This window comes from Crenobacter luteus, assembly GCF_004345725.1.
GTDB classification, from domain to species: domain Bacteria; phylum Pseudomonadota; class Gammaproteobacteria; order Burkholderiales; family Chromobacteriaceae; genus Crenobacter; species Crenobacter luteus.
Map to the genome: position 1 here is coordinate 76,434 of NZ_SLXG01000005.1, position 18,215 is coordinate 94,648.

Below are 18,215 nucleotides of genomic sequence, written 5' to 3' on the forward strand. Positions count from 1 at the left end.
AGCGCCAGGCGGGGCTTCGCGTCAGGCAAAATACCCAGTTTGCATCGCCTTGGCAAACTGTTCGCACCAGTTTTTCGCGGTGACGCGCGCCGGATCGGCGGTCAGCCAGAACATCAGCCGCGAGCCGCTCAGGCGGACGCGGTCGGCGGCCAGCAGGTCGGTGCCGGCGACGTCCATCGGGCTGACGGTGCTGTCGGCCTTGCCCGGCTCGGCGTTCAGCCACAGGCCGGCGGCGAGGAAGGCCTGCTTGACCTCGGCAAGCGACGGCGCCTCGCCGGCGAACTCGACGCTCACCGACCAGGCGGCGCCGAAGAACATCGGCACGTGCACGACGCTGGCGTACACCGGCAGCCGGGCTTGGCCGAGCAGCGCGGGCAGGCTCTCGGCCAACTGGCGCTCGGCGGCGCTCGCGCCGCCCTCCTCCGCGTCGCCGATCAGCGGCAGCAGGTTGAACGCCTGCCGTTTCGGGAAGTGCTCGACCTCGGCGTCGCGCTGGGTAAACAACGCGGTGGTCTGCGCCGCCAGCTCCTCGAGCGCGCCCTGGCCGAAGCGGCTGGCCGACTGGTAGGCCGACACGGTGACGGCGGACAGCCCGCCCAGCGCGGCCAGCGCGCGCGCCAGCGGCAGCACGGCGCTGTCGGGCAGCGCGATCACGTTGCCGTCGAGCGCCGGCGTGGCGAGCGTCGCGGCCTCGCCCGCTTCGAGCACGATGGTGCCGGCGTCGAGCGCTTCGCGGCGCGCCGCGTCGAAGCCGTCGGCGGTGAAAAAGGCCGCGCCGACGTTGCCGAAGTCGAACTCGGACAGCGGCTGCACCGCCAGCTCGCGGTGGCCGAACTCGACCGTCTCGCCGTCGCGCTCGTCCGCGTCGACCGCAAACACGCGCACCGACGGCGGCACGAGCTCAGCCAAGCTTTCGAGCAGCGCGGCGCCGAGCGGGCTGGTGGCGCCGACGACGGCGATTTGCAGGTTTGCACTCATCAATTCTTCTCCAAACAGAAAGGGCGCGGTTAAGCGCCCTTGGGTTGTCAGCGTGCGCCCGAAGGCGCGCGCGATCAGCGTTCGATCAGGATGCGCAGCATGCGGCGCAGCGGCTCGGCCGCGCCCCACAGCAGCTGGTCGCCGACGGTGAAGGCCGACAGGTAGTCGTTGCCCATCGAGAGCTTGCGCAGGCGGCCGACCGGAACGGTCAGCGTGCCGGTGACGGTGACCGGGGTCAGGTCGCGCATGCTGTCTTCGCGGGTGTTCGGCACCACCTTGGCCCACGGGTTGGCGGCGGCGAGCATCGCCTCGATCTCGTCGAGCGGCACGTCCTTCTTCAGCTTGATGGTCAGCGCCTGGCTGTGGCAGCGCATCGCGCCGACGCGCACGCACAGGCCGTCGACCGGGATCGGGTTGGCCGAGCGGCCGAGGATCTTGTTGGTCTCGACGCCGCCCTTCCATTCTTCCTTCGACTGGCCGTTGCCGAGGTCCTTGTCGATCCACGGGATCAGGCTGCCGGCCAGCGGCACGCCGAAGTGCTGGCTCGGGAAGGCGTCCGAGCGCAGGAAGTCGGCCACGCCGCGGTCGATGTCGAGGATGGCCGAGGCCGGGTCGGCCAGCTTGTCGGCGACCTGTGCGTTGATCGCGCCCATGCCGGCGATCAGCTCGCGCATGTTCTGCGCGCCGGCGCCCGAGGCGGCCTGGTAGGTCATCGAGGTGGTCCACTCGACCAGGTCGTTCTGGAACAGGCCGCCCAGCGCCATCAGCATCAGGCTGACGGTGCAGTTGCCGCCGACGTAGTTCTTCACGCCGCGGGAGAGGCCGTCCCGGATCACGTTCAGGTTGACCGGATCGAGGATGATGATCGCCTCGTCGTCCATGCGCAGCGTCGAGGCGGCGTCGATCCAGTAGCCCTGCCAGCCGGCGGCGCGCAGTTTCGGGAACACTTCGCTCGTGTAATCGCCGCCCTGACAGGTGACGATGGCGTCCATCTGTTTGAGCGCGTCGATGTCGCGCGCGTCTTTCAGCGCCGGCACGTCCTTGCCGATCGCCGGGGCGGCGCCGCCGACGTTGGAGGTGGTGAAGAACACCGGCTCGTCGATGACGGCGAAGTCGTTCTCCTCGCGCATGCGCTGCATCAGCACCGAACCGACCATGCCGCGCCAGCCTACAAACCCTACTCGCATTGCAATTCCTTGATTATGTTTGAGAATTCTTTCCGACAGCTTATCAGGCCTTGAGCGCGGCGACTACTGCGTCGCCCATGCCCGAGCAGCCGACCTTCTGGCAGCCGGCCTCGTAGATGTCGGCGGTGCGGAAGCCCTGCTGGAGCACGGTCTTGACGGCGTTCTCGATGCGCTGGGCCTCGGCTTCGCGGTTGAAGGTGTAGCGCAGCATCATCGCTGCCGACAGGATGGTCGCCAGCGGGTTGGCCAGGTCACGGCCGGCGATGTCCGGCGCCGAACCGTGGCTCGGCTCGTACAGGCCCTTGTTGTTCGCGTCGAGCGACGCGGACGGCAGCATGCCGATCGAGCCGGTCAGCATCGACGCCTCGTCGGACAGGATGTCGCCGAAGATGTTGCCGGTCACCATCACGTCGAACTGCTTCGGGTTGCGCACCAGCTGCATCGCGGCGTTGTCGACGTACATGTGGCTCAACTCGACGTCCGGGTATTCCTTCGCGACGTCGATGAAGATCTCCTTCCAGAACTCGGTGCACTCGAGCACGTTGGCCTTGTCGACCGAGCACAGCTTCTTGTTGCGCTTTTGCGCGATGCCGAAGGCGACGTGGGCGATGCGGCGGATCTCGCTCTCGCTGTACCGCATGGTGTTGAAGCCTTCGCGCTCGCCCGCCTCGTTGACGCGGATGCCGCGCGGTTGGCCGAAGTAGATGTCGCCGGTCAGTTCGCGCACGATCATGATGTCGAGGCCCGACACCACTTCCGGCTTCAGCGTCGACGCGTTCGCCAGTTCCGGGTACAGGATGGCCGGACGCAGGTTGGCGAACAGGTTCAGGTCCTTGCGGATCGCCAGCAGGCCGCGCTCCGGGCGCAGCGGGCGGTCGAGCGTGTCGTACTGGGGACCGCCGACGGCGCCCAGCAGCACCGCGTCGGCCTCGCGGCACAGCTTCTGGGTGAATTCCGGGTAAGGGTGGCCGTAGGCGTCGTAGCCGGCGCCGCCCAGCGGCGCTTCTTCGGCTTCGAAGGCCAGGCCGTCGGCGGCGAGCACGTCGAGCACGCGGCGGGCCTGGGCGATGATTTCCGGGCCGATACCGTCGCCCGGGAGAATGGCAATCTTCATGTCTTTATTCTTTCGATTCGATGTTCTGGATGGGCTCGGCCAACGCGGGCGCCGTCAGCCGGTCGACCAGCAGCTTTTCGCAGCTCTTGAACAACAGCCAGCACACGAGGCCGAGGTAGCCGGAGGCCATCAGCTCGACGAACTGGCGCAAGGCGCCGTCCATCAACGCCATCCAGCCGTGCTCGGCGACCAGCTGCAGATTCGCCTGCAACAGCGCGATCACGTTCAGCGTCGCCAGCCCGAAGCCGAAAAAGCCCGCCCCCATCAGCGCGAACGCGACGAGCGGGCGCCCGCCGAGGCGGGCGAGCGGGCCGGAGCGGGCGGCGACGCCCATGCGTCGCGGCTCAGCGGTACAGCCAGGGCTGCTCGGCGCGACGCTTGGCCTCGTAGGCGCGGATCGCGTCGGCGTGCTGCAGCGTCAGGCCGATCTCGTCGAGGCCGTTCAGCAGGCAGTGCTTGCGGTGCGCGGTGATGTCGAAGCCGAACGAAGCGCCCGACGGCGTGGTGACGGTCTGCGCGGCCAGGTCGATGGTCAGCGCGTAGCCTTCGTTCGCTTCGGTCTCGCGGAACAGCTGGTCGACCACGTCGGCCGGCAGCACGATAGGCAACAGGCCGTTTTTGTAGCAGTTGTTGAAGAAGATGTCGGCGAAGCTCGGCGCGATCACCGCGCGGAAGCCGTAGTCCTCGAGTGCCCACGGCGCGTGCTCGCGGCTGGAGCCGCAACCGAAGTTTTCGCGCGCCAGCAGTACCTGCGCGCCCGCGTAGCGCGGGAAGTTCAGCACGAAGTCGGGGTTGACCGGGCGGACGCTGTTGTCCATGCCCGGCTCGCCGTGGTCGAGGTAGCGCCATTCGTCGAACAGGTTCGGGCCGAAGCCGGAGCGCTTGATCGACTTGAGGAACTGCTTGGGAATGATCGCGTCGGTGTCGACGTTGGCGCGATCGAGCGGGCATACGAGCCCTTTAACGGTGGTAAACGCCTTCATTATTGTGCCGCCCTTTCGATCGCCTGGCCGCCGGCCTTCAGGTCCTTGCCGAGGCCGCTGACGGTGTTGCAGCCGGCCAGCGCCGTCGCGGCCAAAGCCACTGCGATCAGAGTTTTGATGGTTGCCATGGTGCTCTTCCTGAGTATCGGAGGACGCCCGCTGCCGGGGCGCCCGCACGACCGGAGATCTGGCCCGCTCGCCGCCGCACCGAGGCCGGCCCCGACCGTCAGCGGACGGAGACCGTCTTCGGCGCGACGACGGCGGAAATCCTACCCGGCCGCGCCGCGAAAAACGGAAAGCGGGATCAGAACGTGCGCACGTCGACGAAGTGGCCGGCGATCGCCGCCGCCGCCGCCATCGCCGGGCTCACCAGGTGGGTGCGCCCGCCCTGGCCCTGACGGCCTTCGAAGTTGCGGTTCGACGTCGACGCGCAACGCTCGCCCGGCTCGAGGCGGTCGGCGTTCATCGCCAGACACATCGAGCAGCCCGGCTCGCGCCATTCGAAGCCGGCGTCGGTGAACACCTTGTCGAGACCCTCGGCCTCGGCCTGCGCCTTGACGTTGCCCGAGCCCGGCACGACCAGCACCAGCTTGACGCTGTCGGCCTTCTTGCGGCCCTTGATCACGGCGGCGGCTTCGCGCAGGTCTTCGATGCGCGAGTTGGTACAGGAACCGATGAACACCTTGTCGATGCCGATCTGCTGGATCGGGGTGCCGGCGGCAAGACCCATGTAGTTCAGCGCGCGCTGGTAGCCCTCGCGCTTGACCGGGTCGGCTTGTTCGGCCGGGTTCGGCACGCGGCCGTTGACGTCGGTGACCATTTCCGGCGAAGTGCCCCAGGTGACCTGCGGCGCGATGTCCTCGGCCTTGAGCTCGACGACGGCGTCGAACTGCGCGCCCTCGTCGGACACCAGCGTCTTCCAGTAGGCGACGGCGGCCTCCCACTGCTCGGCGCTCGGCGCGAACGGACGGCCCTTGACGTAGTCGAGCGTGATCTGGTCGACCGCGACCAGACCCGAGCGGGCGCCGGCCTCGATCGCCATATTGCACAGCGTCATGCGGCCTTCCATCGACAGCGCGCGGATCGCCGAGCCGCCGAATTCGATCGCGTAGCCGGTGCCGCCGGCGGTGCCGATCTTGCCGATGATCGCCAGCGCGATGTCCTTGGCGGTCACGCCCGGCTGCAACTGGCCGTCGACCCTGACCAGCATGGACTTGGACTTCTTGGCCACCAGCGTCTGCGTGGCGAGCACATGCTCGACCTCGGAGGTGCCGATGCCGTGCGCCAGCGCCGCGAAGGCGCCGTGCGTCGAGGTATGGCTGTCGCCGCACACCACGGTCATGCCCGGCAGCGTCGCCCCCTGCTCCGGACCGACCACATGCACGATGCCCTGGTTACGGTCCTTGAACGGGAAGTAGGCCAGCGCGCCGAAGTGCTTGATGTTGGCGTCCAGCGTCTCGACCTGCTGGCGCGAGATCGGGTCCTTGATGCCCTCGTCCCAGTGGTCGGTCGGCGTGTTGTGGTCGGCGGTCGCGACGATGGAGGAGTTGCGCCACGGCTGGCGGCCGGCCAGTTTCAGGCCTTCGAAGGCCTGCGGGCTCGTGACTTCGTGGATGAGATGGCGGTCGATGTAGAGGAGCACGGTGCCGTCGGCTTCTTCGTGCACCACGTGGCTCGACCAGAGTTTGTCGTAGAGCGTCTGGGCGGTCATGGGTCTAGCAATGCAGGTTGATGGCGAATCTCGGTGCGCGTGGGTCGGCGGCGCACGCGCGCCAGCCCCGCACTTTTAATGGAAAAGTCATTCTTGCATACCGGTTTGCCCCTTACAAGTCGCGTTTGCCGCACTGCGCAAGGCCCGTTCCGACTTACCCGGACGTCATGCCCCGAGCGTGCGCCGCGCCCGCCAGACGATCGCACAACCGCCCAGCGCGGCCAGCGCCGACAGCCCGTAGGCCAGCGCCGCGCCGCCGGCCGGCCACAGCGCACCGGCGACGAGACCGCCGAGCGTGCCGCCCAGCCCGAACGACACCGCCAGATACAAGCCCTGGCCGCGCGCCGCCTGCGCCGGCGGCACGATGCGCTGCAAAAGCGCGACCGACGCGGCGTGATGCAGGCCGAAGGTAAAGGCGTGCAGGGTCTGCGCCAGCAGCACGAGCGCAGGTTGGCCGAGCGCCGTCGCCAGCAGCACGAAACGCAGCACCGCGACCGCCAGCGACACGAACAGCAGCACGGCCGGATCGCGCCGTCCGACCAGGGTCGGCAGCTTCCAGAACAACACGATCTCGCATACCACGCCGAGCGCCCACAACGCGCCGATCGCCCCCTGCCCGTAGCCGAGGCCGGCGAGCGCGATCGAGTAGAAGGTGTAATAGGGGCCGTGCGCGAACGCCATCAGGAAGCAGGCGGCCAGCAGCGCCGGCAGGCCGGGGCGCGCGATGAGCGCGCGCAGCGAGGCAGGCGGCGCGCCCGACGTTGGCCGAGCCCCGGTCTCGGGCACGCGCCAGGCGGCCGCCATCAGCACGAGCAGGCCGGCGAGCAGCAGCGCCGGCAGCGCGGCGAGCGACACCGTCGTCAGCGCGTAACCGGCCGCGAGCGCCACGAGCATGAAGCCGATCGAGCCCCAGACGCGCGTGCGGCCGTAGCGACCCGGCGCGGCGCGCGTCGCCTCGGCCGCGCCGGCCTCGACCAGCGGCAGCGACGCCGCCCAGAAAAAGTGCGACAAGGACAGCAAGGCGAACAAGGGCCAGAAATCGTGCAGCCACAGAATCGGCACAAAGGCGAGCGCGGCGAGCAGCGTCGTCGCGCGCAGCACCGGATTGCGCCGGCCGAGCCGGTCGGCCAGTCCGCCCCAGAAGGTCGGCGCGACGATGCGCGCGACGCCGAGCAGCGACACCAGCACCGACAACTGCCACGGCGACAGGCCGAGCCGCGCGAGGTACAGCGGCCAGTAAGGGTTGAACAGGCCGAGGAAGGCGAAATAGCAGAAGTAGAAACGCGAGAACGGCAGCAAGGACACGGCGGCGGGCTTCACGAGGCCCGGCCCGCGTTGCGGGCCGGTTTGAGCGGGATTGTTGAGGAGGTCGAAAGACGGGGTGCGCAAGCAGGTTGGCCGAGCCTCGGCCAACGCTGCGAAGTCAATCGCGCAGCTTCTGCCGGAAGGCGGCGATGTCGCGCCGCCCCTTCTTGGTCGGCTTGCCGTCGCCGTACGGGAAGCTGGCGCGCTCGGCCTTCAACAGCGCGACCTTCTCTTCGCGCGCCAGCCGCGACGCGTCGTCCTCGCTGTACAAGAGGCCGACGTCGCGGGCGCCCTTGCGCTGCGTCGACAAGGACAGGATGGTCACCCGGTATTCGAGCTGGCCGACGCGCACCAAGAGCTCGTCGCCCTCGCGCGCCACGCGCGACGCCTTGACGCGTTCGCCGCCGACCAGCACGCGACCGAGCTCGATCGCCTCGTGCGCGAGCTGGCGCGTCTTGAAAAAGCGCGCCGCCCACAGCCACTTGTCGAGCCTGACCTTGCCGTCGTCCTCGTCCGGCTTCGCCCCCTTCCGGCTCATGCCGCCACCTCCCAGCGCGCCGACACCAGGCCGGTTAGCGTCAATTCCAGCGTGTCGCCCGGCCGCAGCGCCGCGACGCCGGCCGGCGTGCCGGTGTAGATCAGGTCGCCGTCGGAGAGGCCGTAACGTTCGCTCAGCTCGGCGATCAGCCGCGCGACGCCGAACAACATCAGCGACGTATCGCCTTGCTGGCGCATCTCGCCGTTGACCTTCAGCGAGAAGGTCAAGGCCTGCGGGTTGGCCACCCGCGCGGCCGGCACCAGCGCCGAGACGCAGGCGGCACCGCGAAAGCCCTTGGCCTTGGTCCACGGGTGGCCCTTGGCCTTGGCTTCGTTCTGCACGTCGCGCGCGGTCAGGTCGAGGCCGATGCCGTAGCCGGCGACGTGCGACAGCGCGTCGGCCTCGGCGATGTGGTCGCCGCCCTTGCCGATCAGCACCACCAGTTCGCACTCGTGGTGCACGTCGCCCGAGTAGCCGGGCAGCACGATGGGGGCCCCCTCGAGCAGCAGCGCCGAGGTCGGCTTCAGAAAAACCAGCGGCTCGGGTTCGACCGTATTGCCAAGTTCTGCTGCGTGTGCAACAAAGTTACGACCGATGCAGAACAGATTGGCGATGCGGCAGGGCCTGCCGTCGAGGAGCGGGGCGTTCGTCACAGCGATCTCCGGATGAGCGGCCCTGATGGCCGTCGATGGCCGATTATCGCGCAATCCTGCCGTCGTCTCACCCCCGGGCGTTGCCGCGCCGTCGGGGATGCCGATTTTTTTGCGCTGCAACACACAACAGGAATTGAAATTGTCATAGACTGTTGTTAGTTTGTTCGACAGTCGACCGGAACGGTACCGGTCCGCAAAGGAGACGATCTTGAGTCAGGATTCGACCGCTTCGCTGGAGCAGTTTTTCGCCAGCCTCTCGGCCGCCAACCAGCAGTGGATGCAGCAGTTCGTGAATTCGATCAGCCTGGGCCAGACTGCCGGTAGCGACAGCCCGATCAATCAGGCCTGGTCGCAGATGATGAACAACGCCAACCAGTTCATCGCGCTGCAGACCGACCTTTACCAGCAGCAGATGGACCTGTGGATGCGCTTTCTCGGCCAGAAGCCGGCCGGCGAGGCCGAAGCCAAGCCGGCCGACCGTCGCTTCGCCGCGCCGGAATGGAACGAGCATCCGTTCTACAGCTTCCTCAAGCAAAGCTACCTCTTGACCTCGAAGTGGATGCTCGACCTGGTCGACAAGGCGCAGCTCGAGGGCGAAAGCAAGGAACGCCTCGCCTTCGTCACCCGCCACTACGTCGACGCGATGGCGCCGTCCAACTTCCTCCTGACCAACCCCGAGGTGATCAAGCGGGCGATGGAGAGCAAGGGCGAGAGCCTGGTCGAGGGCATGAAGAACATGATGGAGGACCTGCAGAAGGGCCACATCTCGATGTCCGACGAAAGCCACTTCGAAATCGGCGAGAACATCGCCGTCACGCCGGGCGACGTGGTGTTCCGCAACGAGCTGATCGAGCTGATCCAGTACACGCCGACCACCGGCGAGGTGTACGAGAAGCCGCTGCTGATCGTGCCGCCGTGCATCAACAAGTACTACCTGATGGACCTGCAGCCCGAGAACTCGATGGTGCGCCACTTCGTCGGCCAGGGTTACCGGGTATTCCTGATCTCGTGGCGCTCGGCGGTGCCGGAGATGAAGCACTTCACCTGGGAGAGCTACATCGAGCAGGGCGTGATCGCCGGCGCCGAGGCGGTCAAGAGCATCACCCGCCAGCCGACGATGAACGCGCTGGGCTTTTGCATCGGCGGCGTGATCCTCGCGACCTCGCTGGCGGTGATGAAGGCCAAGAAGCTCGACTGGATCGACTCGGCCACCTTCATGACCTCGCTGATCGACCATTCCGAAGCCGGCGACATCAAGGTCTACTTCGACGAGAACCTGATCCGCGCCCGCGAGGCCAAGATCGCCCACGGCGGCGGCGGCATCGTCAGCGGCAAGGAACTGGGCCGCACCTTCGCATCCTTGCGCGCCAACGACCTGGTGTGGAACTACGTCGTCAACAACTACCTGCTGGGCAAGACCCCGCCGCCGTTCGACCTCCTGTTCTGGAACAACGACGCGGTCGACCTGCCGATGCCGATGCACACCTTCTTCCTGAAGGAGTTCTACCTCAACAACGCGCTGACCCGCCCGGGCAGCATCACGCTGTGCGGCGTGCCGATCGACCTGTCGACCATCACCATCCCGGTCTACGTGTTCGCCGCGCGCGAGGATCACATCGTACTGTGGACCTCGGCCTACTCGGGCCTCAAATACCTGGCCGGCTCGCCGAGCCGCCGCTTCGTGCTCGGCGCCTCGGGTCATATCGCCGGCTCGATCAACCCGGTCACCAAGGACAAGCGCAACTACTGGGTGAACGACGCCCTGCCGGACGATCCGAACGCCTGGTTCGAAGGTGCGCAAAGCATGCCGGGCAGCTGGTGGAAGGACTGGGACGCGTGGCTTGCTCCGCAGTCGGGCAACAAGGTCGCCGCGCCCAAGACCGCCGGCAGCAAGGCGCTGCCGCCGATCTGCCCCGCGCCGGGCGAGTACGTCCGCGCCAAGGCGCTGCCGCCGGCGCTGGTCAACCTGCACTGAACCGGTAGGCAACGCAAAAACCCGCTCGCACCCTTTGCACGGGTGCGATACTCGAATCTGCCCCCAGGGGGCGGGACCCGCGACCCGGCCGGCTCTGCCGGGCGCGTGCTACGGCCGCACGGTCGGCCAACTGACTAGAAAGACGGAGATAGCCCCATGCAAGACGTTGTGATTGTTGCAGCCAGCCGCACCGCCATCGGCAACTTCGGCGGTTCGCTCGCCAAGATCGCCGCCCCGGAACTGGGCGCCACCGTGATCAAGGCGCTGCTGGAAAAAACCGGCCTGGCCCCGGAACAGATCTCCGAAGTGATCCTCGGCCAGGTCCTCACCGCCGGCGCCGGCCAGAACCCGGCCCGCCAGGCGCTGATCAAGGCCGGCCTGCCGGTCACCACCCCGGCCTCGACGCTGAACGTGGTGTGCGGCTCCGGCCTGCGCGCCACCCACCTGGCCGCCCAGGCGATCGCCAACGGCGACGCCGACATCGTGATCGCCGGCGGCCAGGAGAACATGAGCCTGTCGCCGCACATCCTGCCGGGTTCGCGCGACGGCTTCCGCATGGGCAACGCGCAGCTGATCGACACCATGGTGTACGACGGCCTGACCGACGCCTACAACCAGTACCACATGGGCATCACCGCCGAGAACATCGCCGCCAAATACGGCATCAGCCGCGAAGAACAGGACCAACTGGCGGTGACCTCGCAGAACCGCGCCGAGGCCGCGCAGGCCGCCGGCAAGTTCGACGCCGAGATCGTCCCGGTCTACGTGCCGCAGAGGAAGGGCGACCCGGTCGCCTTCGCGCGCGACGAGTTCATCAAGGCCGGCGCGACCGTCGAGGGCTTGGCCAAGCTGCGTGCCGCGTTCAAGAAGGACGGTACCGTGACCGCCGGCAACGCGTCGGGCATCAACGACGGCGCCGCCGCCGTGCTGATGATGTCGGCCGCCAAGGCGCAGGAACTGGGCCTCAAGCCGCTGGCCGTGGTGCGCGGCTACGCACTGTCCGGCTGCGCGCCGGAAATCATGGGCATGGGCCCGGTCGGCGCGACCCGCAAGGCGCTGGCCAAGGCCGGCTGGGGCGTGCAGGACCTCGACCTGATCGAGGCCAACGAAGCCTTCGCCGCCCAGGCGCTGGGTGTGACCCGCGAACTGGAGTGGGATCTGGCCAAGGTCAACGTCAACGGCGGCGCGATCGCGTTGGGCCACCCGATCGGCGCGTCCGGCGCCCGCGTGCTGGTCACGCTGGTGCACGAGATGCTGCGCCGCGAGGCCAACAAGGGTCTGGCCACGCTGTGCATCGGCGGCGGCATGGGCGTGGCGCTGGCGATCGAACGCGCCTAAGCCCCCTCTTGCCGCATCACGCAACGCCCCGCTGCCGCGGGGCGTTTTTCTTTACGGAAAATCACGCTGCCCGACCGGCTCGCCTCGCCCATGCGCGGGCGGGCCGCCAACGCCGGCTCGCAAGCCGCCGTATCCGCGGCGCCATCGCCCTGCCGCGAACCCGTGCGCAAAACAGAACGGCACGCCGGAGGGCGTGCCGTTTGTGGCCTGGGGCTCGATACGCTTACATCGCGTCGACCACCGCGATGCCCAGGAGGTCCAGGCCGGTCTTCAGCGTGCGCGCGGTCAGCGCCGCCAGCTGCAGGCGGCTGGCGCGCACCTCGCCCTCGGCCTTGAGGATCGGGCAGGCTTCGTAGAAGCGCGAGAACAGCGTCGCGACGTTGTAGAGGTAGCCGCACAGGTGGTGCGGCTGGCAGGTGTCGGCGACGTTGTAGAGCACGTCCTCGAACTGGGCCAGCGCGACAGCCAGCTGCTTCTCGGCCGGCTCGGCGATCAGGATCGCGGCGCCGGCGTCGACCTCGCCGGCCTTGCGGAACACGCTCTGCACGCGGGTGTAGGCGTACTGCAGGTAGGGCGCGGTGTTGCCCTCGAAGGCGAGCATGGTGTCCCAGTTGAACACGTAGTCGCTGGTGCGGTTCTTCGACAAGTCGGCGTACTTGACCGCGCCGATGCCGACCGCGCGCGCGACGTCGCGGCGGGTGGCCTCGGCCAGCTCGGGGTTCTTCTCCGACACCAGCGCGAAGGCGCGCTCCTCTGCCTCGTCCAGGAGCTCGATCAGCTTGACCGTGCCGCCGGAGCGGGTTTTGAACGGCTTGCCGTCCTCGCCCATCATGGTGCCGAAGGCGACGTGCTCGAGCTGCATCTCGGCCGGCGCGAAGCCGGCCTTCTTCGCCAGCGTGAAGATCTGCTGGAAGTGCAGGCTCTGGCGCGCGTCGACGACGTAGATCACGCGGTTAAGGCCCAGCACGCGGTGGCGGTAGCGCACCGCCGACAGGTCGGTGGTCGCGTACAGGTAGCCGCCATCCTTCTTCTGGATGATGACGGCCATCGGCTCGCCTTCCGGATTCTTGAATTCCGGCATGAACACCACCTGGGCGCCCTGGTCCTCGACCAGCAGCTCGGCGGCGGCGAGGTCGGCGACCACCACCGGCAGGTCGGCGTTGTAGGCCGACTCGCCGCGCACGCTCTCGCGCGTCAGCGACACGCCCAGCTTGCGGTACACCGCCTCGCAGTGCTCGAGCGACACCTCGACGAACTGCTCCCACAATTTGCGCACTTCGGCGTCGCCGCCCTGCAGCCTGACCACGTAGTCGCGCGCGGTGTCGGCGAAGGCGGCGTCCTCGTCGAAGCGCACCTTGGCCTTGCGATAGAACTCCTCGAGGTCGGACAGCGCCATCTCGGCGTCGCCGGCCTTGCGGCTTTCGACCAGATACGCGACCAGCATGCCGAACTGGGTGCCCCAGTCGCCGACGTGGTTGGCGCGGGTCACGTCGTGGCCGACGAATTCGAGCACGCGCGCGATCGCGTCGCCGATGATGGTCGAGCGCAGGTGGCCGACGTGCATTTCCTTGGCGAGGTTGGGCGACGAGTACTCGACCATCACCTTCTGCACGTCCGGCGCGGCGACGCCGAGCCTGGCGTCGGCGAGAGCCTTGCCCAGCTTGTCGCCGAGGAAGGCCGGCGTCAGGTGGATGTTGATGAAGCCCGGGCCGGCGATCTCGACCTTGTCGGCGATGCCGTTAAGGTCGAGCGCGTCGATGACCTTTTGCGCCAGTTCGCGCGGGTTCATCTTGAGCTTCTTGGCGGCGCCCATCACGCCGTTGGCCTGGTAGTCGCCGAACTCGGGCTTGGACGCCGGCTGCAGCACCGCCGGGGCGTCCGGCGCGCCGGCGGCGGCCAGCGCCGCGGCGACGCGCTCGTTGAGAAGTTGCTGGATGGTCATGAAGGTCCCGGAAAATCAAAAGGCCGGACACGACAAGCATCCGGCACGAATTCGTTAAGCGTCGCCCGCGGGGGGCGGTCTGGGTCAATCCAAGATTGTAAGACCAGCCCCCCGACCGGGGCAAATCGGGGCGGGACGGTCCGATGCGCCGGCGGCGGCGCACCGGGAAGGCAAGAGCCAGGGCGCGGTGCGCACGCGCACAAAAAAGCTCGGCCAACCTTGCCTCACTCAAGGTTGGCCGAGCCCGTCGGGGAGCCGCTTAGAACAGGCGCGCGATCAGCGCCTTTTCCATGCCGGCCATGCCCGGGATCTTCACCTTGACGCCGTTGCCCGGCGCGACCTGCGTCGCCGCGCCGTCGCGCGTCATCGTGGTCAGTTCGACCACCTTGTTGCCGGACGGGTGGATCACCTCGATCTTGTCGCCGACCGCGAAGCGGTTCTTGACGTCGATCAGCGCCCAGCCTTCGCCGTCGACCTCCAGCACCTCGCCGACGTACTGGCTCTTCTTCGCCTGCGAGTGGCCGGTCAGGTAGTTCTGGTATTCCTGCGTCTGGTGACGCTCGAGGAAGCCCGGCGTGTAGCCGCGGTTGGCCAGGCCCTCGAGGTCGGCCAGCAGCGAGTAGTCGAACGGGCGGCCGGCGACCGCGTCGTCGATCGCGCGGCGGTAGGCCTGCGCGGTGCGCGCGACGTAGTACAGGCTCTTGGTGCGGCCCTCGATCTTCAGCGAATCGACGCCGATCTTCACCAGCTTCTCGACCTGCTCGATCGCGCGCAGGTCTTTCGAATTCATGATGTAGGTGCCGTGCTCGTCCTCGATGATCGGCATCATCTCGCCCGGGCGGCTGCCCTCTTCGATCAGGTAGGTGCGGTCGGCCAGCGGGTGGCGCTCGGCGCCGCCGCAGGCGGCGAAGCTCTGGTTCGCTTCCTCCAGCGCCTTGTTGAAGTCGAACTGGATCACCTGCACGTCGCCGGCGTCGTCCTCGGCGGCGTTGTGCACCTTGTAGTCCCAGCGGCAGGCGTTGGTGCAGGTGCCCTGGTTCGGGTCGCGGTGGTTGAAGTAGCCGGACAAGAGGCAGCGGCCCGAGTAGGCGATGCACAAGGCGCCGTGCACGAACACTTCGAGCTCCATGTCCGGGCATTCCTGGCGAATCTCGGCGATTTCGTCCAAGGACAGCTCGCGCGACAGGATCACGCGGCTCAGGCCGATCTTCTGCCAGAACTTCACGCCCATCAGGTTGGTGGTGTTGGCCTGCACCGACAGGTGGATAGGCACCTCGGGCCACTTCTCGCGCACCATCATGATCAGGCCGGGGTCGGCCATGATCAGCGCGTCCGGCTTCATCGCGATCACCGGCTCCATGTCGGCAAGGTAGGTCTTGAGCTTGGCGTTGTGCGGCAGGATGTTGCTGGCGACGAAGAACTGCTTGCCGCGCGCGTGCGCCTCGGCGATGCCGATCCGCAATTCTTCCAATTTGAATTCGTTGTTGCGCGCGCGCAAGGAGTAGCGCGGCTGGCCGGCGTAGACGGCGTCGGCGCCGAAGTCGTAGGCGGCACGCATCTTGTCGAGGTTGCCGGCCGGCAGGAGGAGTTCCGGTGATTTCATCAGGTGGGTGTCTTGTGTAAGGCGTGCACGCTCAGTGCAACAGGCCGCCGGTGGGCAGCGGCTGGATGTCGGGCTCGACGAAGGCACGGCGCGCGCTGTCGTGGTCGAGCCGCTCTGCGCTGTAGTAGGCGAGCACCGCGCTGCGCGCGTCGTCGACGATGTCCGGACAGGCGGCGCAGAAGGCGTCCCAGTCGTCGCGCAGCTCGGGACGCTCGGCGACGCGGGTGTACAGGATGGCCAGGAGCGCCATCGTCAGCGTGTGGTGGTACTTGTCGGCCACGCCCTTGGCCATCGCGTAGCGCGACAGCGAGTGGGCGCAGCGCGCCGCGGCCTCGCGGCCGCCGTAGCGGCGGCAGTAGGCCCAGGCGGCCAGCAGGTGGGCCCGGTGGTTGAATGCGGAAACCGGCAGCGCGCGCGATTCGAGCGCTTGCAGGAATGCCTGGTCGTCCATGCGTGTCACTCTTTTCGGTCGGATGGGAAACGACCCGCGCAGGGTCGCAAAGCCGGCCCGTCTGCCGCGAGCCTGGCGCGGCGCGATTATGCGCCCCGGCACGCGACAGCGTCAAGGCGACACGCCCGAAACCAACCGGCACAAGTATTTGATTTTACAGGGCGCGCACCGCTCAGCGCGGCCGGAACAGCGTCGCCAGCGTGACGAGCTGGCCGATCAGGCCGCCGGCCATCAGCACGATGCCGACGATGGCGAACACGCCCTCGCCGGCGTCGATCGCCGTCTGCGTGACGAAGGAGCCGAGCACGAAGCAGGCGGTGAACAGCACGAGGGCGAGCACGGCGAGGCGGCGGTCGCCGCGCAGGCGTTTCTGGAAGTGGTCGAACATCTTCGGGGCCCCTTTCAAGCGGATGCGCCCGGGCGACGTCGCCGCGCGGCGAAGTCCTCGAGCATCTTTTGTTCGAATTCGGTAAAGCCGGCGGCGCGACGCGCCGGCCAGTTGAACGGGCCGGACAGCGCCGAGACGTCGTGCTCGGCGAGCAGCGCGCGGAAGGTCGCGAGCGGCTCGAGCCCGCGCGCGTCGCACAGCCAGGTGAACCAGTAGTTGCCGATCTCGACGTGGCCGATCTCGTCGCGATAGATCACGTCGAGCAACGCGACCGTCTCGGCGTCGCCGGCCTCGGCCAACCTTTTCTGGATGCCGGGCGTGACGTCGAGGCCGCGCGCTTCGAGAATGCGCGGCACCAGCGCCATGCGCAGCAAGACGTCGTGGCGCGTCTTGTCGGCCATGTCCCACAGGCCGTTGTGCGCGGTAAAGTCGCCGTAAGCATAGCCCAGCGCCGCCAGCCTGTCGGCGAGCAGGCCGAAGTGACGGGCCTCCTCGTCGGCGACGCGCAGCCAGTCGCCGACGTAGTCGTCGGGCAGGCCGGCGAAGCGCCAGGCGGCGTCGAGCGCGAGGTTGATCGCGTTGAACTCGATATGCGCGATCGCGTGAATCAGCGCGCCGTGCCCTTCGCGGCTGGCGATGCCGCGACGCGGCACCCGGCGCGGATCGACGAGTTCGGGCCGCGCCGGACGGCCCGGCGCGGACAGCGCCGGCGCGCCGGCCGTGTCGTCGCGTTCGAGACGGCCGGCGAGCCAGTCGCGCCGCAGCGCACGCACAGCGGCGCACTTGGCGGCCGGGTCGGGCTCGCGCAGCGCGGCGTATAGACGGGGATAGAGCAGACGGTCGGTTTCGGGCATCGGCGGCCATTGTAAGCGAAACGCGCCGCGGCTTCTCATGCATAATGGGCGGGCCCAGCTTTCCAAGGAGACGCCATGCTGTTCAATTCCAGCCTGCTCGGCCCGGTCGAGGTGGACGAATCCACCGTCATCGAGTTCCCGCACGGCCTGCCGGCTTTCGAGGCCTGCCGTCGCTTCAAGCTGTTCCACGAGGACGGCCAGGATGCGCCGCGCGTGTTCTGGATGCAGTCGCTCGACCAGGCGGACGTGCTGTTCAGCGTGGTCGACCCGGCCGCGCTGGGCCTCCGCTACGAGATCGAACTGTCGGCCGCCGAACTCGACGCGCTCGCGCTCGTGCGCGCCGAGGACGCCGCGCTGCTGGTGATGGTCTACAAGGACGGCGAGGCGCGCGAGGACGGCCACCCGTTGCTGTCGCCGCTGAAGGCCAACGTGCGCAACCCGCTGGTCGTCAACCTGACCACGCGCCGCGCGCTGCAAAAGACCGGCCTGGCCTGCGACATCGTGTTCCACAACTGCTAAGGCGGCCGATTCCGATGACCGACTCCCTGCCCCGCTGCCCCTGGTGCGGCAGCGACCCGCTCTACGTCGCCTACCACGACCGCGAGTGGGGCGTGCCCAGCCGCGACGACGCCCAGCTGTTCGAGATGCTGCTGCTCGAGGGCGCGCAGGCCGGGCTGTCGTGGCTCACCATTCTCAGAAAGCGCGAAGGCTACCGGCGCGCCTTCGCCGGCTTCGACGCCGCGCGCGTCGCCGCCTTCACGGCGGACGACGTCGAGCGGCTCGTCGCCGACCCGGCCATCGTGCGCCACCGCGGCAAGATCGAGAGCACGCTCGGCAACGCGCGCGCCTTTCTCGAACTGCAGGCGCGCCACGGCACCTTCGCCGACTGGCTGTGGGCCTTCGTCGACGGCGAACCTATCGTCAACCGCTGGGCCAGCCTGGCCGAGTGCCCGAGCTCGACGCCCTTGTCCGAGCGCGTCAGCCGCGCGCTGAAAAAGGCCGGCATGACCTTCGTCGGCCCGACCATCGTCTACTCCTACCTGCAGGCGGTCGGCGTGGTGAACGACCACCTCGTCGACTGCCACCGCCACCCGGACCGGCTCGGCCAACGCTGAGCCACCGCGCCGGCGCGGTAGGCGCCTGCGGGCAAACCCGGTAAAATGGTCGGTTCGGCGCGTCGCGATCACTCGAGCGG

General features: G+C 68.2%; 19 protein-coding genes. 4 read left to right on the forward strand and 15 right to left on the reverse strand.

Going from position 1 to position 18,215, the window contains the following annotated elements:
• Positions 1–21: 21 nt before the first annotated feature.
• From EV683_RS04905 to EV683_RS04950, 10 genes are all read right to left on the reverse strand, one after another.
• Positions 22–978, reverse strand: coding sequence for an Asd/ArgC dimerization domain-containing protein (locus EV683_RS04905; RefSeq protein WP_131862041.1), 957 nt, complete (start codon positions 976–978; stop codon positions 22–24).
• Between the two features lie 74 nt (positions 979–1,052).
• Entirely contained in the window at positions 1,053–2,165 is a 1,113-nt protein-coding gene (gene asd / locus EV683_RS04910; protein WP_066609465.1) for an aspartate-semialdehyde dehydrogenase, read from the reverse strand.
• 43 nt (positions 2,166–2,208) lie between these two features.
• Positions 2,209–3,279 (reverse strand): 3-isopropylmalate dehydrogenase, encoded by a 1,071-nt coding sequence (gene leuB, locus EV683_RS04915; protein WP_131862042.1) that lies wholly within the window; start codon positions 3,277–3,279, stop codon positions 2,209–2,211.
• A 4-nt stretch (positions 3,280–3,283) separates the two neighbouring features.
• Positions 3,284–3,613, reverse strand: coding sequence for a hypothetical protein (locus EV683_RS04920; RefSeq protein ID WP_131862043.1), 330 nt, complete (start codon positions 3,611–3,613; stop codon positions 3,284–3,286).
• Positions 3,614–3,623: 10 nt separating this feature from the next.
• Positions 3,624–4,262 carry a 3-isopropylmalate dehydratase small subunit gene (leuD, locus tag EV683_RS04925; protein ID WP_131862044.1) on the reverse strand — a complete coding sequence of 213 codons (639 nt, stop codon included), beginning with the start codon at positions 4,260–4,262 and terminating at the stop codon, positions 3,624–3,626.
• On the reverse strand, positions 4,262–4,390 hold the full coding sequence (locus EV683_RS04930; RefSeq protein ID WP_082824107.1) for an entericidin A/B family lipoprotein: 129 nt from the start codon (positions 4,388–4,390) through the stop codon (positions 4,262–4,264). The genes leuD and EV683_RS04930 overlap by 1 nt, the downstream gene beginning before the upstream one ends.
• 176 nt (positions 4,391–4,566) lie before the next feature.
• Entirely contained in the window at positions 4,567–5,973 is a 1,407-nt protein-coding gene (gene leuC / locus EV683_RS04935) for a 3-isopropylmalate dehydratase large subunit (protein WP_066610488.1), read from the reverse strand.
• Positions 5,974–6,138: 165 nt separating this feature from the next.
• The gene (locus EV683_RS04940; RefSeq protein WP_165916788.1) at positions 6,139–7,293 is read right to left on the reverse strand and encodes an MFS transporter; all 1,155 of its coding nucleotides are present in this window, start codon (positions 7,291–7,293) and stop codon (positions 6,139–6,141) included.
• 103 nt (positions 7,294–7,396) lie between these two features.
• Positions 7,397–7,816, reverse strand: a complete 420-nt coding sequence (locus EV683_RS04945) for an RNA-binding S4 domain-containing protein (protein WP_131862046.1) — start codon at positions 7,814–7,816, stop codon at positions 7,397–7,399.
• On the reverse strand, positions 7,813–8,469 hold the full coding sequence (locus EV683_RS04950) for a fumarylacetoacetate hydrolase family protein (protein ID WP_131862047.1): 657 nt from the start codon (positions 8,467–8,469) through the stop codon (positions 7,813–7,815). The genes EV683_RS04945 and EV683_RS04950 overlap by 4 nt, the downstream gene beginning before the upstream one ends.
• Positions 8,470–8,746: 277 nt before the next feature.
• On the opposite strand from EV683_RS04950, the gene EV683_RS04955 reads away from it, so the two are divergent.
• Together EV683_RS04955 and EV683_RS04960 are read left to right on the forward strand one after the other, a co-directional pair.
• Positions 8,747–10,444 (forward strand): PHA/PHB synthase family protein, encoded by a 1,698-nt coding sequence (locus EV683_RS04955; RefSeq protein ID WP_207910402.1) that lies wholly within the window; start codon positions 8,747–8,749, stop codon positions 10,442–10,444.
• A 156-nt stretch (positions 10,445–10,600) separates the two neighbouring features.
• Entirely contained in the window at positions 10,601–11,782 is a 1,182-nt protein-coding gene (locus EV683_RS04960) for an acetyl-CoA C-acetyltransferase (RefSeq protein ID WP_131862049.1), read from the forward strand.
• Positions 11,783–12,005: 223 nt separating this feature from the next.
• Here EV683_RS04960 and argS read toward each other — a convergent pair whose 3' ends face one another.
• From argS to EV683_RS04985, 5 genes are all read right to left on the reverse strand, one after another.
• Positions 12,006–13,724: an arginine--tRNA ligase gene (gene argS / locus EV683_RS04965; RefSeq protein WP_131862050.1), complete on the reverse strand. Its 1,719-nt coding sequence runs from the start codon at positions 13,722–13,724 to the stop codon at positions 12,006–12,008.
• Positions 13,725–13,983: 259 nt separating this feature from the next.
• Positions 13,984–15,327 carry a prephenate-dependent tRNA uridine(34) hydroxylase TrhP gene (trhP, locus tag EV683_RS04970; RefSeq protein ID WP_131862051.1) on the reverse strand — a complete coding sequence of 448 codons (1,344 nt, stop codon included), beginning with the start codon at positions 15,325–15,327 and terminating at the stop codon, positions 13,984–13,986.
• 31 nt (positions 15,328–15,358) lie between these two features.
• Positions 15,359–15,778 carry a hypothetical protein gene (locus EV683_RS04975; RefSeq protein WP_066610507.1) on the reverse strand — a complete coding sequence of 140 codons (420 nt, stop codon included), beginning with the start codon at positions 15,776–15,778 and terminating at the stop codon, positions 15,359–15,361.
• A gap of 172 nt (positions 15,779–15,950) precedes the next feature.
• Positions 15,951–16,166, reverse strand: coding sequence for a hypothetical protein (locus tag EV683_RS04980; protein ID WP_066610509.1), 216 nt, complete (start codon positions 16,164–16,166; stop codon positions 15,951–15,953).
• A gap of 14 nt (positions 16,167–16,180) precedes the next feature.
• The gene (locus EV683_RS04985; RefSeq protein WP_066610511.1) at positions 16,181–17,020 is read right to left on the reverse strand and encodes a ferritin-like domain-containing protein; all 840 of its coding nucleotides are present in this window, start codon (positions 17,018–17,020) and stop codon (positions 16,181–16,183) included.
• Between the two features lie 75 nt (positions 17,021–17,095).
• Here EV683_RS04985 and fliW point away from each other — a divergent pair, with 75 nt between their 5' ends.
• Both fliW and EV683_RS04995 read left to right on the forward strand, forming a co-directional pair.
• Positions 17,096–17,539 carry a flagellar assembly protein FliW gene (fliW, locus tag EV683_RS04990; protein ID WP_131862052.1) on the forward strand — a complete coding sequence of 148 codons (444 nt, stop codon included), beginning with the start codon at positions 17,096–17,098 and terminating at the stop codon, positions 17,537–17,539.
• A gap of 14 nt (positions 17,540–17,553) precedes the next feature.
• The gene (locus EV683_RS04995) at positions 17,554–18,135 is read left to right on the forward strand and encodes a DNA-3-methyladenine glycosylase I (protein WP_131862053.1); all 582 of its coding nucleotides are present in this window, start codon (positions 17,554–17,556) and stop codon (positions 18,133–18,135) included.
• The last annotated feature ends 80 nt before the right edge of the window (positions 18,136–18,215 follow it).

Excerpts from the sequence above, each read along its gene's own strand:
- EV683_RS04905 (WP_131862041.1), bottom strand. The coding sequence starts at position 978 with ATGAGTGCAAACCTGCAAATCGCCGTCGTCGGCGCCACCAGCCCGCTC.
- asd (WP_066609465.1), bottom strand. The coding sequence starts at position 2,165 with ATGCGAGTAGGGTTTGTAGGCTGGCGCGGCATGGTCGGTTCGGTGCTG.
- leuB (WP_131862042.1), bottom strand. The coding sequence starts at position 3,279 with ATGAAGATTGCCATTCTCCCGGGCGACGGTATCGGCCCGGAAATCATC.
- EV683_RS04920 (WP_131862043.1), bottom strand. The coding sequence starts at position 3,613 with ATGGGCGTCGCCGCCCGCTCCGGCCCGCTCGCCCGCCTCGGCGGGCGC.
- leuD (WP_131862044.1), bottom strand. The coding sequence starts at position 4,262 with ATGAAGGCGTTTACCACCGTTAAAGGGCTCGTATGCCCGCTCGATCGC.
- EV683_RS04930 (WP_082824107.1), bottom strand. The coding sequence starts at position 4,390 with ATGGCAACCATCAAAACTCTGATCGCAGTGGCTTTGGCCGCGACGGCG.
- leuC (WP_066610488.1), bottom strand. The coding sequence starts at position 5,973 with ATGACCGCCCAGACGCTCTACGACAAACTCTGGTCGAGCCACGTGGTG.
- EV683_RS04945 (WP_131862046.1), bottom strand. The coding sequence starts at position 7,816 with ATGAGCCGGAAGGGGGCGAAGCCGGACGAGGACGACGGCAAGGTCAGG.
- EV683_RS04955 (WP_207910402.1), top strand. The coding sequence starts at position 8,747 with ATGCAGCAGTTCGTGAATTCGATCAGCCTGGGCCAGACTGCCGGTAGC.
- EV683_RS04960 (WP_131862049.1), top strand. The coding sequence starts at position 10,601 with ATGCAAGACGTTGTGATTGTTGCAGCCAGCCGCACCGCCATCGGCAAC.
- argS (WP_131862050.1), bottom strand. The coding sequence starts at position 13,724 with ATGACCATCCAGCAACTTCTCAACGAGCGCGTCGCCGCGGCGCTGGCC.
- trhP (WP_131862051.1), bottom strand. The coding sequence starts at position 15,327 with ATGAAATCACCGGAACTCCTCCTGCCGGCCGGCAACCTCGACAAGATG.
- EV683_RS04975 (WP_066610507.1), bottom strand. The coding sequence starts at position 15,778 with ATGGACGACCAGGCATTCCTGCAAGCGCTCGAATCGCGCGCGCTGCCG.
- EV683_RS04980 (WP_066610509.1), bottom strand. The coding sequence starts at position 16,166 with ATGTTCGACCACTTCCAGAAACGCCTGCGCGGCGACCGCCGCCTCGCC.
- EV683_RS04985 (WP_066610511.1), bottom strand. The coding sequence starts at position 17,020 with ATGCCCGAAACCGACCGTCTGCTCTATCCCCGTCTATACGCCGCGCTG.
- fliW (WP_131862052.1), top strand. The coding sequence starts at position 17,096 with ATGCTGTTCAATTCCAGCCTGCTCGGCCCGGTCGAGGTGGACGAATCC.
- EV683_RS04995 (WP_131862053.1), top strand. The coding sequence starts at position 17,554 with ATGACCGACTCCCTGCCCCGCTGCCCCTGGTGCGGCAGCGACCCGCTC.